We start from the raw sequence: 12,603 nt of genomic DNA, 5'->3' as shown, positions 1-12,603 counted from the left end.
GGTTCTCCGGCGGCTGTCGGTTGTTCGGTCAGCTGACAGTGGCGGGTTGGGCGGACAGGAGGGTTTGCGTCCAGCCTGTGGTGTCGATCGCACCCTGGCCGCGGAGGTCGGCGCCCCGGCCGTCGTACGGGTTCTCGTCGTCGTAGCGGAAGAGGGAGCCCTCGCTCCGGTGGCCGTAGTACACGCCCCCGCCGGGCGACAGGAGATGGTCGAAGACCTGCCAGGTGGTGTCGCGAAGCTGGTACCTCTGCCAGGAGCCGGCGCCGTTGATCCGGTAAGAGATCAGCCTGCCGTCAGTCGTTGTGCCGAGAATCCAGCCGGGGCCGGTGGCGGTCAGGGCCTTGAGGGTGAAACCGTCGCCGATCTTGGTGTTGTCGCTGATATCGCTGACCGTGGGCTTGGCCGCGTTGATGGTGTAGCGGCGCAGAGTTCCGCCGGTGATGCCGAACAGGTGGCCGTTGCCGTCGTAGGCGAGGAGGTCGTGGGTGTAACCGCCGCCGAGATAGACCGGCCGATCGAAGGTGAGGCTGTCACTGTTGCTCTGGATGTCGACCCGGTAGAGCCGGCCTTCTGACCCGTTCTCGGTGACCAGGATGGTCTTGGAGTCCAGCGTCGCCATCGCCTTGGGGGTGAAACCCAGAGTGGCCGTGGACACCACAGCGTCGCGCGTGCGCTGTCCGGTGGCGGCGTCGATGGTGGTGTAGGTCAACTTCCCGTCTGGTAACGCCCCGTAAATCGAAGCGGTCTCCTTGGAGGAGGAGGCGGGGTTCTGCGCATGAGTGAGGGTTTCCCAGCCCAGGAAGTGTGACGTCCCCATGGGGCGCTTCCGCTCGACCCACTTGGCGGCGTAGGGGAAGTCGTTGTAGCCGAGTCGGTTGTGCAGCGCGTTGTAGCCGACCTCGTAGTGGTTGCCGAGGTCGGCCTTGACCTTGCCGCCGCACAGCCAACTGGGGACTGAGCCGCTGAGCTGTATCTTGGCGTGCAGGTCCATCGCGCGACGCAGCCGGTGTTTGGCCTTTGCATACAGGTCTATGCCCTGGTGGTGGGCCGTCTCCGCCACATGGGAGATGGCTGCGAGGCCCCAGCCGGTGTGCCAGAAGTCGCGGCAGGTCTCCTGAGTCAGGCCGTCCACGAACTTGGTCTGGTCGTGCCAGTATTCGATGATCTCGGCCTTGGTGTTGTACTTGCTGCCCGGCGGAGCTTTGGGAATCGACCCGTCGGTGGTGAGGTAGATGTAGGCGGGCAGCCTGCCGTACCAGGTTGCGACCGCCTTGTTGAAGGAGGTCCGGTCATCGAGATGTACGGCGATGCCGATGGCGGCATCGGTCATGATCAATTCCCAGTTGCCGTTGTTGTCGGGCCGTCCGGCGAGCAGGGTCGGGAGGTACACCGTGCGAAGCTTGCTCGCGAACCGGCCGGCCTGGCTCCAGCCGCCGCCGTAGGTGTGCTTGATGAGCTCGGCCGCCCGGGAGAAGTTGGCGCCCGCCCAGCCGGTCTGCAGCGGCGCGTTGCTTCCGGTGTGCTTGGTGATCACGGCCGACCAGGCGTCCATGATCTGGATCGCCTTCTTGGCGTAGCGGGCGTCCTTGCTGAGGTACCACCGCAGGGCATGCGTGTAGGCCGCCATCGCGTCCTTACGCTCGTCCGAGCAGCCGTTGTCGGGAATGGAATTCCCGCCGCAGTTCACGTCGGAGCGGGGCTTGGCCGTGTAGGACAGCGAGGCGAAGGAGCTTTTCTGCAGGGCGTCCCAGGCTGACTTCCAAGGCGCTTTGTCGAGGTTGGCCCTGACGAAGTCGAGCTGGGCACGGCTGACCAGGACACCGGGGTGCTTGAACCCGGCCGCCTGTGCGGGCTGCGGAACCGCCAGAGCGGCGGCCATGAGCACGGCGGCGGCAACAGGACGAGCGAGACGCACGGGATTCCTTTCCGGAGGGGTTGGATGGACGGAGCGCGGCGTAGCCGGGGCTTCGGGTGGTCGGAGTCAGAGGGGCCTTAGAGGTGACGAAGGCGCGCGGGGCGGGGCCTTTCCAGCGGGTGGCAGACGTTCGCGGGCCCTGACTCCTGGGCCAAGCTCATGAGCGCCTCGGCCATGGCATCCCGGCACAAAGATCACAACGTACGCCGAACAACGATCCCGGAATCCGGCCGTCCAGCTCAGGAGCTGTCTACTAGTTCGTCCACTTGGCGTTGCAGCGGTACTTGCCGTCGAAGAAAGACGCCTCGTAGGTGTAGCCCTTCTGCAACGTCATGCCCCGGCTGTAGTGCGTCTCCCCTGAACCCAGGTTGACGTCCAGCTGGCTCATGCCGACACCGTTCTTCAGCGACTTGAACGTGCCGGTGCGCCCCTTGGTCATACGGCCCCAGACATAGGTCGTGCCCTTGTACGTGCCTGTGCGCACCTGGCACTTCAAGCCCACCGGCCCCGACCAGACGGTGTCGGTGTCGCGGGTCTTGACGTTGCTCGCCTTGCTCGGGTCGTCCAGGCCGCTGCCGGCCTGGGCGCCGGGCGCGTAGACGGTGAGTCCGACGGCCGCGGCGGCCAGGCCGCTCACGACGGCGGTGATCCAGCGGGTACGCTTGCTCATCATTGGTCCCCCCAAGAGCCGATTCTTACGGACACGTGGACCCTAGGGATCGCCGGTATGTCTGCGGTATATCAAGCCTCAGAGCTCGATCGCGTTCTTGACACGGTCGACCGCGCTCTCGGCGCAAGGACCCACAGCACTGCCATATGCACTCAGCCCGCCGCATGAGGACCGCACCGCAGTCAGGTCAGCCGGCGTTGTCTCCGAAGTATCGACGGTGGCGCTGTCGCCACCATGGCCAGTCAGGTGATGCGCGAGGGTCAGGAGTCGTTCGAGCGATGAAACTCCTGTCGATCGGAAGCACCAAGCCGTAAAGGGACGGCTTGGCCCAATCGGGGAGTGCGGCGAGTATCCGCTCAAGGTCTCCGCGTGGATCGATTTCCCATGAGCATCCAGGGCACGAGCACGTGGGCGGGAGCTGAGTCGTAGTGCCGGGAATGACGTCCTGGATCCAGGCCAAGAGGGTCGCTGCCACCTCGCCCGGTTGCAGGATTGTGTGTTCAAGGGTGATGACCGCGGCCATGGGTCGGGCTGTGAGGCCGGGGACTTGATGGAGAGAGGGTCTGTGGGTTCCGCACGGCAACCGTCGTGCGCGAACCGCGGAAGGGCGCCTACGCGGCATGGCCCTTTCTGATCATCGTCATGATGCCGATGATTCCATGCCGGGCGGCCGCCGATGGAACGGTCTGGCTGCTCGCGATGTGCCTCCGGTGGGGGTTCTCCGGCTCCGGGATGATCAGGTGGGAGGCGTGTGCGTCCGCACGGGGATGTGGCCGGGTCCGCAGTGGCGGTCACGCCCGCGCGATCGAAAGGCTCGGCGTGATCATGTGAAGCGGCGTGCCAGTGCGAGTTTGTGGATCTTGCCGGAGCCGGTCTTCGGTAGCTCGTCCACGACCTCGACATGGGCGGGGATCTTGTACGTGGCCAGGCTGGGGCGCAGGAAGTCGCGCAGTTCGCCGGCCGTGATGTTCGCCCTGGGACGCAGGACCAGGAACGCGTGGCCGGTTTCGCCCCACTTCGCGTCGGGCACCCCGAGTACGGCTGCCTCGGCGACCGCGGGATGCTCGAAGATCGCGGCCTCCACCTCGGCCGGGTAGACGTTCTCCCCGCCCGAGATGTACATGTCCTTCACCCGATCGACCACGTACAGGTGACCGTCCTCGTCCAGCATGGCGAGGTCGCCCGAGTGGAACCAGCCGTCGGAGAACGCGGCCCTGGTCGCCTCGGGGTCGCGCCAGTAGCCGGGGGTGACGTTCGGGCCCTGGATGAGCACCTCGCCCGGCTCGCCGGCCGGCGCGTCGGTGCCGTCGGCCCGCACGACTCGTACGTTCGAGAAGAACACCGGCACGCCCGCCGACCCCACCTTGCGCTCGCTCTGGTCGGCCTCCAGGAAGGTGGCCCCAGGAGCGGTCTCGGTGAGGCCGTAGCCCTGGCAGAACACCAGCCCGCGTTCCTGGTAGGTGCGGATCAGCGCGGCCGGCACCGACGCCCCGCCCGCCATGAGGCGCCGCAGCGACGACAGGTCGGCCTCGGCCCACCGGGGCGAGCGGGCGAACGCGGCGAACATGGTGGTCACCCCGAACATCCAGGTGACGCCGTGCTTCTCGATGAGGTCGTAGCACTCGTCCACCTCCCACGACGGCATGATCACCGAGCGGCCGCCCTTGAGGAAGGTCGGCAGCAGGGTCTGGTTCAGGGCCGCGACGTGGAACAGCGGCGCGCTGATCAGCGTCGTCTCGGCGCTGGTGAGGTCGACGCCGAGCAGCAGGTTGAAGCAGTTCCACACCAGGTTGCCGTGGGTGAGCGTGGCGCCCTTGGGCCGGCCCGTCGTGCCCGAGGTGTAGAGGATGAGCGCCGGGTCGTCGAGGTCTGCGGGCGTGTCGATCGGGGTGGGGTCGCCCTGGGCGAGCCAGGGCTCGTAGTGCCCCTCGCCTAGCGCGACGCGGTGTCGGGGGCGTCCTCCGGCAGGGCGTGGACGACGTCGGCGCACTCGGGCGCGTAGATCAACGTCTCTGCGCCCGAATGGTCCAGCATGTACGCCACCTCCGGCGCCGCCAGCCGGAAGTTCAGCGGTACGAAGATCGCGCCCAGCAGGTGCGCGGCGAACATCGTCTCGACGAAGGCCGGATGGTTGCGTCCGAGGTAGGCGACCCGGTCACCCGCCCCCACTCCCGACGCGCGCAGCTGAGACGCCAGCCGTGTCGTCCTGTCGTGGACCTCGGCGTAGGTGACGGACCGGCCCGCGAAGACGAACGCGGTCCGCTGGGGCGTCATCCTGGCCCGGCGGGCGGGCCAGCCTCCCAGTCCGGTGTTGCGCATGGGGTGTACGGCCTCCTGCCGGCGAGGTCAGGCGTAGTGGCGGTAGATGGCGCGGGCGACGCAGGCCGGCCGGTCCGAGCCCTCGATCTCGACCTTGAAGTCGAGGTGCATCTGCACGCCGTCGCCGGGGACCTCCTCGACGGAGGCGACGACCGCGCCCAGCCGCACCCGCGCGCCGACCTTGACCGGGCTGGGGAAGCGCACCTTGTCCAGGCCGTAGTTGATGCTCATCGTGACGCCCTGGATGTCGAGCAGCTCGGTGAAGAACGGGATGAGCAGCGACAGCGTCAGGTAACCGTGCGCGATCGTCCCGCCGAACGGCCCGTCCGCGGCCCTGACCGGATCGACGTGGATCCACTGGTGGTCGTTCGTGGCGTCGGCGAAGGTGTTGACGCGGTCCTGGGAGATCTCCAGCCAGGCGCTGTGGCCGAGGTCCTTGCCGGCCAGGGCTTTGAGCTCCGTCAGTCCGTGCGCGGTGGTGGTCATCGGGCGTTCTCCTTCAAGCCGAGCAGGCGGGCGGCGTTGTCCTTGAGGATCTTCGGGCGGACCTCGGGCTTGATGTCGAGCTTGTCGAAGTCGCTCAGCCAGCGGTCCGGGGTGATCACGGGGTAGTCGGAGCCGAAGAGCACCTTGTCCTTCAGCAGCGAGTTGGCGTACCGGACGAGCTGCGGCGGGAAGTACTTCGGCGACCAGCCGGACAGGTCGATGTAGACGTACGGCTTGTGCGTGGCCACCGCGAGCGCCTCGTCCTGCCAGGGGAACGAGGGATGGGCGAGGATGATCCGCAGCTCGGGGAAGTCGACGGCCACGTCGTCCACCAGCATCGGGTCGCCGTACTTGAGCCGGATGCCGCCTCCGCCGGGAACGCCGGCGCCGATGCCGGTCTGCCCGGTGTGGAACAGCGCCGGGACGCCCAGCTCCTCGATGGCCTCGTACAGCGGGTAGGCCATGGGGTCGTTGGGCGCGAAGCGCTGGATGCTGGGGTGGAACTTGAAGCCGCGCACGCCGTGCTCCTCGACCAGCCGCCGCGCCTCGCGCACGCCCGCCCGGCCCTTCCACGGATCGACGCTGGCGAACGGGATCAGCACGTCGGCGTGCTCGGCGCAGCCCTCGGCGACCTCCTCGTTGGAGATGCGCGGGTGCCCGGTGGCGTGCTCGGCGTCCACGGTGAACACCACCGCGGCCATCTTCCGCTCCCGGTAGTACGCGGCCGTCTCCGCGATCGTCGGCTGGCGGTGCCCGTGGGCCTTGAAGTACTCCTCGGAGGCGCCGAACAGCTCGGGGCTCAGCGAGCGGTGGCCGTCCTTGGAGATCTCCGCGTGGGTGTGCACGTCGATCGCGACCAGGCCGGCGACGTCCATGGCGGCCATCTCAGGCGCCCTGCCCGGTCGCGGCGGGGGCCTTCGGCGCGGGGATCCCGTACGTCTCGGGCTCGGCGCCGACCCCCGTCTGCCACGACTCGGCGATGGCGTCGGCCGTCCAGCCTCCGTCGGCGAAGGCGACGGCCTTCTCGGCGGGATGCGACCACAGGGCGAGGCGGTCGCCGCCGATCCCGATCGCCTGCCCGGTGACACCGGCGGAGGTGTCGGAGGCGAGGAAGACGATCAGCCCCGCGACGTCCTCGACGGTGCCCATGCCCTCGTCCCTGCGCAGCCAGGCGGGGAACGGCCGGCCGGTCCGCTCGGCCTCCTCGATGACGGGCGCGAACGCGGGGATCGTCTTGGTCATCTCCGTCGCCGCGACCGGGACGACCGCGTTGACCGTGACGTTCGCCCTGGCAAGCTCCATCGCCCAGGTCCTGGCCATGGCCACGATGCCGGCCTTGGCGGCGGCGTAGTTGGTCTGGCCGAAGTTGCCGCGCTGGCCGGCGGGGGAGGAGATGAGGATCAGCCGGCCGCCGGTGCCCTGCTCGCGAAAGCGGACCGCCGCGGCCCGCGCGCAGCTGAACGTGCCGCGCAGGTGCACGTCGATGACGGCGTCGAAGTCGTCGTCCGACATCTTCCACAGCACCTTGTCGCGCAGGATGCCGGCGTTGGTCACCATCACGTCCAGCCGGCCGAACTCGCTGACGGCGGTCTCGACCAGCTGCTCGGCCGCCTCGGCCGAGCCGACGGCGGCGACGACCCCGCGCGCCCGGCCGCCTCCGGCGGTGATGCCCGCGACGACCTCGGCCGCCGCCGAGGCGTCCACGTCGTTGACGATCACCGCCGCTCCGGCCGCGGCCAGCGCCTCGGCGTACGCGCGGCCGAGCCCGCGGCCCGCACCAGTGACAACGGCGACCTTGCCGGAAAGATCCATGGGATTCCCCCTGAGGTGATAAGGCGGACAAGCGCGAATATATGTCACTGTTGTGACGGTCGTCAAAGATTTGCCCAACGTTGTCGGGCTGCCTACGCTCGTGGTGTGACGCGTACCGAGGGGAACGACACCCGCCAGGCGGCCGCGCGGCCGCAGCCCCTGCTGCTCAGCTTCCTGGGCATCTACGTCCTGGGCCGGGGCGTCGCCGTCTACTCCGGCAGCCTCATCGAGGTGTTCGCCCGCCTCGGTGTCTCCGAGGAGGCGGTCAGGTCCACGCTGGCCCGCATGGCCAAGCGCGGCCTGCTGGCCCGCCACCGGCGGGGGCGCAAGACGTACTTCGGACTCACGGAACGCGCGGAGGAGGTGCTGGAGGACGGGCGCAGTCGCGTCTGGGAGACCGGCGCGGTCAACCGCGCATGGGACGGCACCTGGACCCTCGTCGGCTTCTCGCTGCCCGACAACGCCACCCGGCACGACCTGCGCTCCCAGCTCATCTGGGCCGGCTTCGGCCTGCTGCAGAGCGGCCTGTGGATCGCGCCGGGCACCAAGGACGTCGGCGGCGTCCTCACCGCGCTCGAAGCGAGCGACCTGCGGGTGGCCGACCACGTCACCGTGCTGCAGGCCAAGGCGCTGGGCCCCACCGAGTCGGCCGACATCGTCCGCAAGGCGTTCGACATCGACGAGATCGCCGGTCGCTACCGCGCCTTCCTCGACCGCTGGGACACCGCCCACCCGCTGCCGGGCGCGGCCGACGACCTCGCCCGCCAGCTCCTCCTGCACACCGACTGGCTGCAGCTCATCCGGCAGGACCCGCACCTGCCCGCCGAGCACCTGCCGCCCGACTGGCCGGCGATCCGCGCCGAGCAGGTCTTCCACCGGCTGGCCCGCGTCTACGAGCCGCCCGCGGGCACGCTGGCGTCAGAGATAGTCGAGACGTCCGACGATCCCGAGCGCGGCAGGACCACGGTCTCCAGCCACTGACCGACCTGGTCGGACACGTCGCCGCCGAACGTGCGGGTGTCGACGTCCCGCGCACTCAACGCCGGCCGCCGCTGCACTTCGACCCGCCCGAGCACGGCATCTACCGCGCTCCCATGGACCGCGTGCTGCGCCGGGCCATGGTCAGGCGCCTCGAACCGGCCTTCGCCCAGGCCGCACGCGAACTGCTGGAGCCTCTGCTGGCACGCGGCGGCGGCGACTACGCCCAGGAGTTCGCGCTGCCGTACGCCGCTACCGCACCGATCGGCGGATCGCGTGTACCACCCCAACTCCCCAGACGACGAGCACGACCAGGCTGACCGTGCCGAGCAGGGTGATCAGGAACCAGTCCGTGGAGTCGTCCCGCGGATAGACGTTGCGCCGGTGATCCACCGCCGTCGCCGCGACGCGATCTCCGACACCGGTCGGCTCCGCCCCCGGCGCCAGACCGATCCCACGTCTGACGACCAGGCCGTCATCGGAGACGAAATCCCCCCGCCAACTGCAAGTGCGCCCACCGCAATCGCGTTCCGTAGCGGTGAAAGTGCCGGGGATCCCGGTGCCGAACCGAGCGGTGTACGCGGGGACCACTTCGCGCCAGGCAGCGAGCAGAAGGAGCCCGGCAAGCACCGGCACCAGCACCCACCAGAAAAAGCGCATCGCCCTTTGGTTCCTTCGCTCGGACACCTGGATCCTGGCTCGAAGATCTCATCACACGCTATACGCCCGAGGCCGGGCAAACTCGTCCGCGCGCCCTGTCCCAGCAGCTCCGGTACGTCGGCATAGATCGGTGTGGCCTGAGCGATGATTTTCGCGCGCGGTGCTGGTCTGTACGCCGAGTACCGTCTCACGGGAGGCTGACGCCATGCGGAAATTGACCTTCGCCATGAATGTGAGTGTGGACGGTTACGTCGCCGCGCCTGGCGACGACCTCGGCTGGGGTGTACCGAGTGACGAGTTGTTCCAGTGGTGGTCCGACCGGGTGGGTTCGACCGGTCTGGCGCTGTACGGGCGCAGGTTGTGGGAGGGGATGAGCTCTCACTGGCCGACGGCCGACCAGCAGCCTGGCGCCACGCCGGCGGCGATCGAGTACGCCGGCCGCTGGCGGGACATGCCGAAGGTGGTGTTCTCCTCGACCGCCCGTACGGTCGACTGGAACGCCCGCCTGGTCACCGGTGACGCGGTCACCGAGATCGCCCGGTTGAAGGCCGAGGACGGTGGGTCCATGGACATCGGCGGTGCCACGCTCGCCGCGGCGGCCATGCGGGCGGGGCTGATCGACGAGTACATGCTGGTCACCGCACCGGTCTTGGTGGGTGGCGGTACGCCGTTCTTCACGGCCTTGGACAACTGGGTGAACCTGACCCTGATGGAGACTCGGACGTTCCCCGGCGGGGTGCTTATGACCAGGTACGAGACCAAACGCTGAATACTCGGCCCCGGATCGGCCCGTCCTTGATCATGGGGCCGGGCACGGAGGAGCAGGTGCCGCGCATGATCTCGGTCCATCACCTCGTGTGATGAGAAAGCCCGGCCCCGGATTCGTCGGCAACGCCATCAAGTCCTGGTACGTCCACCGGCTGAAAGCCTGAGTGTCAGCGGCTCAGGTGTACTGGTTGTATCGGTCCGCGCTGAACGCGAAACCCCTGATCCCGCCTGATCGGGCGTAGACCTGCAGGTGCAGGTAGACCTTCTTTATGGGCTTGGTGTCGGTGCGGATGATGGTTCCGAAGTTGGTGCCGTGGTCGCCGCAGCCGTTGGTGTCCTTCCTCCAGGCGCTGTGCCCGGTGGTTCCGTCGGTGTGAATCCAGACAACCCGGGCCCTCACCGGAGCGTTGTCGCCGGGACAGAGGTCGCGCACCGTGAAGTTCCGAAAAATGACCTTCTTCCGGTTGACGAAGTCGACGTTCGCCCGGACGGACCCTCCACCGTGCTTGCCCCAGCCATTCAGGCGGGCGGAGGACACTCCGTCGGCCGCCGCCTGCGCCGGGCTTGGCACCAGCAGCCCGCTCAATGCTGCGATTCCCAGTACGGCGCCCAGAATGCGTGTCTTCAACAGTCCTCCAGCAAGGGATGTTTCGGTTGGCCTTGGGGCATGAAATTCAGCCCTCTGCGTGGCCGGCGGGGGAGAGAATGTGCGAGGTGGCGGATCGCGATGAGAACGGCGATCGATGCTGCGGCGGGGCTCTGTCTGAGCGTCAGGTCCCGAAGGTGAACGTCCCGCGCAGGTCGGTGTCTCGCCCGCTCCAGTAGTTCTCGTGAACGGCTCGGCGCCGGTCGGGCGAGAATGGCGCTCGCCACCGCGGCTGCGACGCCGACGGTGACCGTTTCTGTGCGGGGGTCGATCGTTCTTCCTTTTTTCTCACGCGGACATCAGTCCTCGGGGCTTCGTCATGCTCGGACTCCTCTGACACGAGAGAATCCGGCAGGCCCGAGGTTCGCTGGAGTGATCGTGGCACGCGTCGGTAGCAGCGTGGAATACGACGGGAATACGTCCGGTCAGCCGGCATCGAGAGATGACTACAGGCGCCCCCTTTGCCGGGGGCGCCTGTCATCGAGCGGATCGGGCGCGGGCTCAGTCGATGCGGCGGCAGACGGTCACCGGCAGGCGGGCCGACCACCTCTTGGTGGCGGCGTCGTACGCCTCGGCGTAGCCGTTGTTGCTGCCCGAGCAGGGGGAGGCGAGCGTGGTGTCCACGTAGACGGCCCCGCCCGGCGTGACGGGGTGCGTGCGGGCCGTCGTCCACTTGTGGAACGCGGTGACGCCGTTGCTGTGCTTGACGCTCACGTACACTCGGCCGCCGACCGTGAAATGACCGCCGGCCACCTTGAGGTGACCGTCGAAGGTGTACGTGAACAGGAAGGGACGCTCGGCCTGGGACGTGGCGGCGTTCGCCGGGGCGGCGACGGTCGTGGCGATCACGGCGGCGGATGTGAGGCCGAGCAGGGCACTCAGAGGGCGGTTCATCGGCTCTCCCGGTGACGGTTCGTGTGCTCGTCACCATTGAGCGTCACCACGCTTGCGGCCCGCCTGCGGGTCGCTGACTGGGGGTGGCGGTGTGCAGGCCGTACCAGAGCGACGACGGGCTCACCAGGCGATGCGCATGTTCACGCCGATCGCAGTCGTTCCTCTATCCACTGGTGGCCGGCGTCCCAGCTCGTGAACTCCTCCAGATGTTCTCCGCTCTGGGCGTCGAAGACGTGATAGCGACGCCTGCCCTCCTTGCCGGTACGGATCAGGTCATAAGCGCCCTCGTGCGAGCGGTACCAGATGCACTCCCGGCCGTCCGCGCGTCGCGAGGTGGGTGATGCGTAGGTGTACGCGTACTCGCTAACCGTTCGATCCGCCATGGGCTGGATCGTAACTCCGCGTTTCTCCCGACGGGAGTGCATCGACTCGGCTCGACACGCGATCATGCGATGGTGAGAGCACGAGTCGGAGAGTTCCGTTGGGTCGATCTGGAGGCGGGGCCGGGGATCGACGATCCGGCCCATGCCTGCGAACTCCTGGAAATGTATGTCGGTCCTCAAGGTGAGCTGGGCGAGGAATGTTTCCAACTCACCGTCTGCACTCCGTCGGCCCTCGCGGAGCAACTCGGACAGCTTCCTTTTCTCATCGGTCGGCACTGGTTCTTCGTCGCCGAACTTCGTCCCGACAAGGTGACCGAGTGGCTGAGCGATCGGATCGCGGTACTGGAGGCTCCCACCTGGGGTGAGCTGGCCGAGAAGATCGGCCGGATCGGGCAGTGGGAGTTCGAGGATTACCCGGGCTGAGTCTTGGCGGCCGTGAGCCGGCAGGGGCCTCACCGGTCTTTAGTAGATGCGGTACTTCTTGCCGCAGTTGTCGAACTTCCCGGCCCAGCAGGTGAAGGTGTAGACCTTCTTGATGCCTTTGCCGCTCCACGCGCCGACGACTTCGCCGTCCCAGGACTTGTTGAACTTCTTCCAGTGACCGCCCTGGTAGACCTCGAACCAGACCCAGCCCTTCTTACCGCCGACCTTGTCCACCCCGTACCACTTCGTGAACACCTTGCCGTGCGACTTCCACGTCTTGCCGAACGTGTACGCCTTGTGGTCACTGGAGAAGAACTTCCCCCAGCTCACCGTGGTCGTCGTGGTGCTCGCCTGAGCCGCAGCCGGGCTGAGAGCCAGACCGGTGATGGCCATCGAACCAGCCAGTGCCGCGATCACGAAGGTCTTACGCATTTCGGGTTCCTCCCCTTTTCTCTTCCACCGGGGTGCTCCGGCAAGAGAGACATTACGGAGACGGCAACGGATCATCTGTGGACGAATCCACACACCGAATGTGATCGCCGCCACACAGCCGACAGAAGCCGTCAGCGGGCCCCGGACGTGGCGTTTCGCCTGTGAGAGACCCGCCGGCGTCGCGGCCGGGTCGGGCAGCAGCGGCAGAATCGGCTTG

At 67.8% G+C, this 12,603-nt stretch carries 15 protein-coding genes; 3 read left to right on the top strand and 12 right to left on the bottom strand.

The window, feature by feature from the left end:
• Nucleotides 1-28 precede the first annotated feature (28 nt).
• The 7 genes from AB0C28_RS22535 to AB0C28_RS22505 form a co-directional block, all read right to left on the bottom strand.
• Nucleotides 29-1,915 carry an alginate lyase family protein gene (locus tag AB0C28_RS22535; protein WP_358076964.1) on the bottom strand — a complete coding sequence of 629 codons (1,887 nt, stop codon included), beginning with the start codon at nt 1,913-1,915 and terminating at the stop codon, nt 29-31.
• A gap of 253 nt (nt 1,916-2,168) precedes the next feature.
• Nucleotides 2,169-2,585: a hypothetical protein gene (locus AB0C28_RS22530; protein ID WP_357846123.1), complete on the bottom strand. Its 417-nt coding sequence runs from the start codon at nt 2,583-2,585 to the stop codon at nt 2,169-2,171.
• Nucleotides 2,586-3,408: 823 nt separating this feature from the next.
• Complete coding sequence (locus tag AB0C28_RS22525) at nt 3,409-4,575, bottom strand: AMP-binding protein (protein WP_358076961.1); 1,167 nt, start codon at nt 4,573-4,575, stop codon at nt 3,409-3,411.
• Nucleotides 4,518-4,904 carry an AMP-binding protein gene (locus AB0C28_RS22520; protein ID WP_358076958.1) on the bottom strand — a complete coding sequence of 129 codons (387 nt, stop codon included), beginning with the start codon at nt 4,902-4,904 and terminating at the stop codon, nt 4,518-4,520. Before AB0C28_RS22520 ends, AB0C28_RS22525 begins: the two co-directional genes overlap by 58 nt.
• 27 nt (nt 4,905-4,931) lie before the next feature.
• Complete coding sequence (locus tag AB0C28_RS22515; RefSeq protein WP_346111146.1) at nt 4,932-5,390, bottom strand: MaoC family dehydratase; 459 nt, start codon at nt 5,388-5,390, stop codon at nt 4,932-4,934.
• On the bottom strand, nt 5,387-6,265 hold the full coding sequence (locus tag AB0C28_RS22510; protein WP_357846646.1) for an amidohydrolase family protein: 879 nt from the start codon (nt 6,263-6,265) through the stop codon (nt 5,387-5,389). Before AB0C28_RS22510 ends, AB0C28_RS22515 begins: the two co-directional genes overlap by 4 nt.
• A gap of 10 nt (nt 6,266-6,275) precedes the next feature.
• The gene (locus AB0C28_RS22505) at nt 6,276-7,202 is read right to left on the bottom strand and encodes an SDR family oxidoreductase (RefSeq protein ID WP_358076955.1); all 927 of its coding nucleotides are present in this window, start codon (nt 7,200-7,202) and stop codon (nt 6,276-6,278) included.
• Nucleotides 7,203-7,307: 105 nt separating this feature from the next.
• Between AB0C28_RS22505 and AB0C28_RS22500 the strand changes: the two genes are divergently transcribed.
• Nucleotides 7,308-8,183, top strand: coding sequence for a PaaX family transcriptional regulator C-terminal domain-containing protein (locus AB0C28_RS22500; protein ID WP_358076952.1), 876 nt, complete (start codon nt 7,308-7,310; stop codon nt 8,181-8,183).
• Nucleotides 8,184-8,432: 249 nt separating this feature from the next.
• On the opposite strand, the gene AB0C28_RS22495 is transcribed toward AB0C28_RS22500, so the two are convergent.
• Nucleotides 8,433-8,840: a hypothetical protein gene (locus AB0C28_RS22495; RefSeq protein ID WP_358076949.1), complete on the bottom strand. Its 408-nt coding sequence runs from the start codon at nt 8,838-8,840 to the stop codon at nt 8,433-8,435.
• A 205-nt stretch (nt 8,841-9,045) separates the two neighbouring features.
• Between AB0C28_RS22495 and AB0C28_RS22490 the strand changes: the two genes are divergently transcribed.
• Nucleotides 9,046-9,609 (top strand): dihydrofolate reductase family protein, encoded by a 564-nt coding sequence (locus tag AB0C28_RS22490; protein ID WP_358076946.1) that lies wholly within the window; start codon nt 9,046-9,048, stop codon nt 9,607-9,609.
• Nucleotides 9,610-9,783: 174 nt separating this feature from the next.
• On the opposite strand, the gene AB0C28_RS22485 is transcribed toward AB0C28_RS22490, so the two are convergent.
• The 3 genes from AB0C28_RS22485 to AB0C28_RS22475 all read right to left on the bottom strand — a co-directional run bounded on the left by AB0C28_RS22485 (nt 9,784) and on the right by AB0C28_RS22475 (nt 11,531).
• Entirely contained in the window at nt 9,784-10,236 is a 453-nt protein-coding gene (locus tag AB0C28_RS22485) for a hypothetical protein (protein ID WP_358076943.1), read from the bottom strand.
• Between the two features lie 519 nt (nt 10,237-10,755).
• Nucleotides 10,756-11,148, bottom strand: coding sequence for a hypothetical protein (locus AB0C28_RS22480; RefSeq protein ID WP_326631890.1), 393 nt, complete (start codon nt 11,146-11,148; stop codon nt 10,756-10,758).
• Between the two features lie 140 nt (nt 11,149-11,288).
• Nucleotides 11,289-11,531, bottom strand: coding sequence for a hypothetical protein (locus tag AB0C28_RS22475; protein WP_358076940.1), 243 nt, complete (start codon nt 11,529-11,531; stop codon nt 11,289-11,291).
• Between the two features lie 69 nt (nt 11,532-11,600).
• On the opposite strand from AB0C28_RS22475, the gene AB0C28_RS22470 reads away from it, so the two are divergent.
• Nucleotides 11,601-11,954 (top strand): Imm8 family immunity protein, encoded by a 354-nt coding sequence (locus AB0C28_RS22470; RefSeq protein WP_358076937.1) that lies wholly within the window; start codon nt 11,601-11,603, stop codon nt 11,952-11,954.
• A gap of 39 nt (nt 11,955-11,993) precedes the next feature.
• Here AB0C28_RS22470 and AB0C28_RS22465 read toward each other — a convergent pair whose 3' ends face one another.
• A complete protein-coding gene (locus AB0C28_RS22465) occupies nt 11,994-12,386 on the bottom strand; it encodes a hypothetical protein (protein WP_358076934.1) in 393 nt (130 codons plus the stop codon).
• Between the last annotated feature and the right edge of the window lie 217 nt (nt 12,387-12,603).

The sequence above is a fragment of the Nonomuraea sp. NPDC048892 genome, assembly GCF_040649735.1.
In the GTDB taxonomy this organism is placed as follows: Bacteria; Actinomycetota; Actinomycetes; order Streptosporangiales; family Streptosporangiaceae; genus Nonomuraea; species Nonomuraea maheshkhaliensis.
This window is presented reverse-complemented; position numbering and strand designations above follow the sequence as displayed.

Excerpts from the sequence above, each read along its gene's own strand:
- AB0C28_RS22530 (WP_357846123.1), bottom strand. The coding sequence starts at position 2,585 with ATGAGCAAGCGTACCCGCTGGATCACCGCCGTCGTGAGCGGCCTGGCC.
- AB0C28_RS22520 (WP_358076958.1), bottom strand. The coding sequence starts at position 4,904 with ATGCGCAACACCGGACTGGGAGGCTGGCCCGCCCGCCGGGCCAGGATG.
- AB0C28_RS22515 (WP_346111146.1), bottom strand. The coding sequence starts at position 5,390 with ATGACCACCACCGCGCACGGACTGACGGAGCTCAAAGCCCTGGCCGGC.
- AB0C28_RS22510 (WP_357846646.1), bottom strand. The coding sequence starts at position 6,265 with ATGGACGTCGCCGGCCTGGTCGCGATCGACGTGCACACCCACGCGGAG.
- AB0C28_RS22505 (WP_358076955.1), bottom strand. The coding sequence starts at position 7,202 with ATGGATCTTTCCGGCAAGGTCGCCGTTGTCACTGGTGCGGGCCGCGGG.
- AB0C28_RS22495 (WP_358076949.1), bottom strand. The coding sequence starts at position 8,840 with ATGCGCTTTTTCTGGTGGGTGCTGGTGCCGGTGCTTGCCGGGCTCCTT.
- AB0C28_RS22490 (WP_358076946.1), top strand. The coding sequence starts at position 9,046 with ATGCGGAAATTGACCTTCGCCATGAATGTGAGTGTGGACGGTTACGTC.
- AB0C28_RS22480 (WP_326631890.1), bottom strand. The coding sequence starts at position 11,148 with ATGAACCGCCCTCTGAGTGCCCTGCTCGGCCTCACATCCGCCGCCGTG.
- AB0C28_RS22475 (WP_358076940.1), bottom strand. The coding sequence starts at position 11,531 with ATGGCGGATCGAACGGTTAGCGAGTACGCGTACACCTACGCATCACCC.
- AB0C28_RS22470 (WP_358076937.1), top strand. The coding sequence starts at position 11,601 with ATGGTGAGAGCACGAGTCGGAGAGTTCCGTTGGGTCGATCTGGAGGCG.
- AB0C28_RS22465 (WP_358076934.1), bottom strand. The coding sequence starts at position 12,386 with ATGCGTAAGACCTTCGTGATCGCGGCACTGGCTGGTTCGATGGCCATC.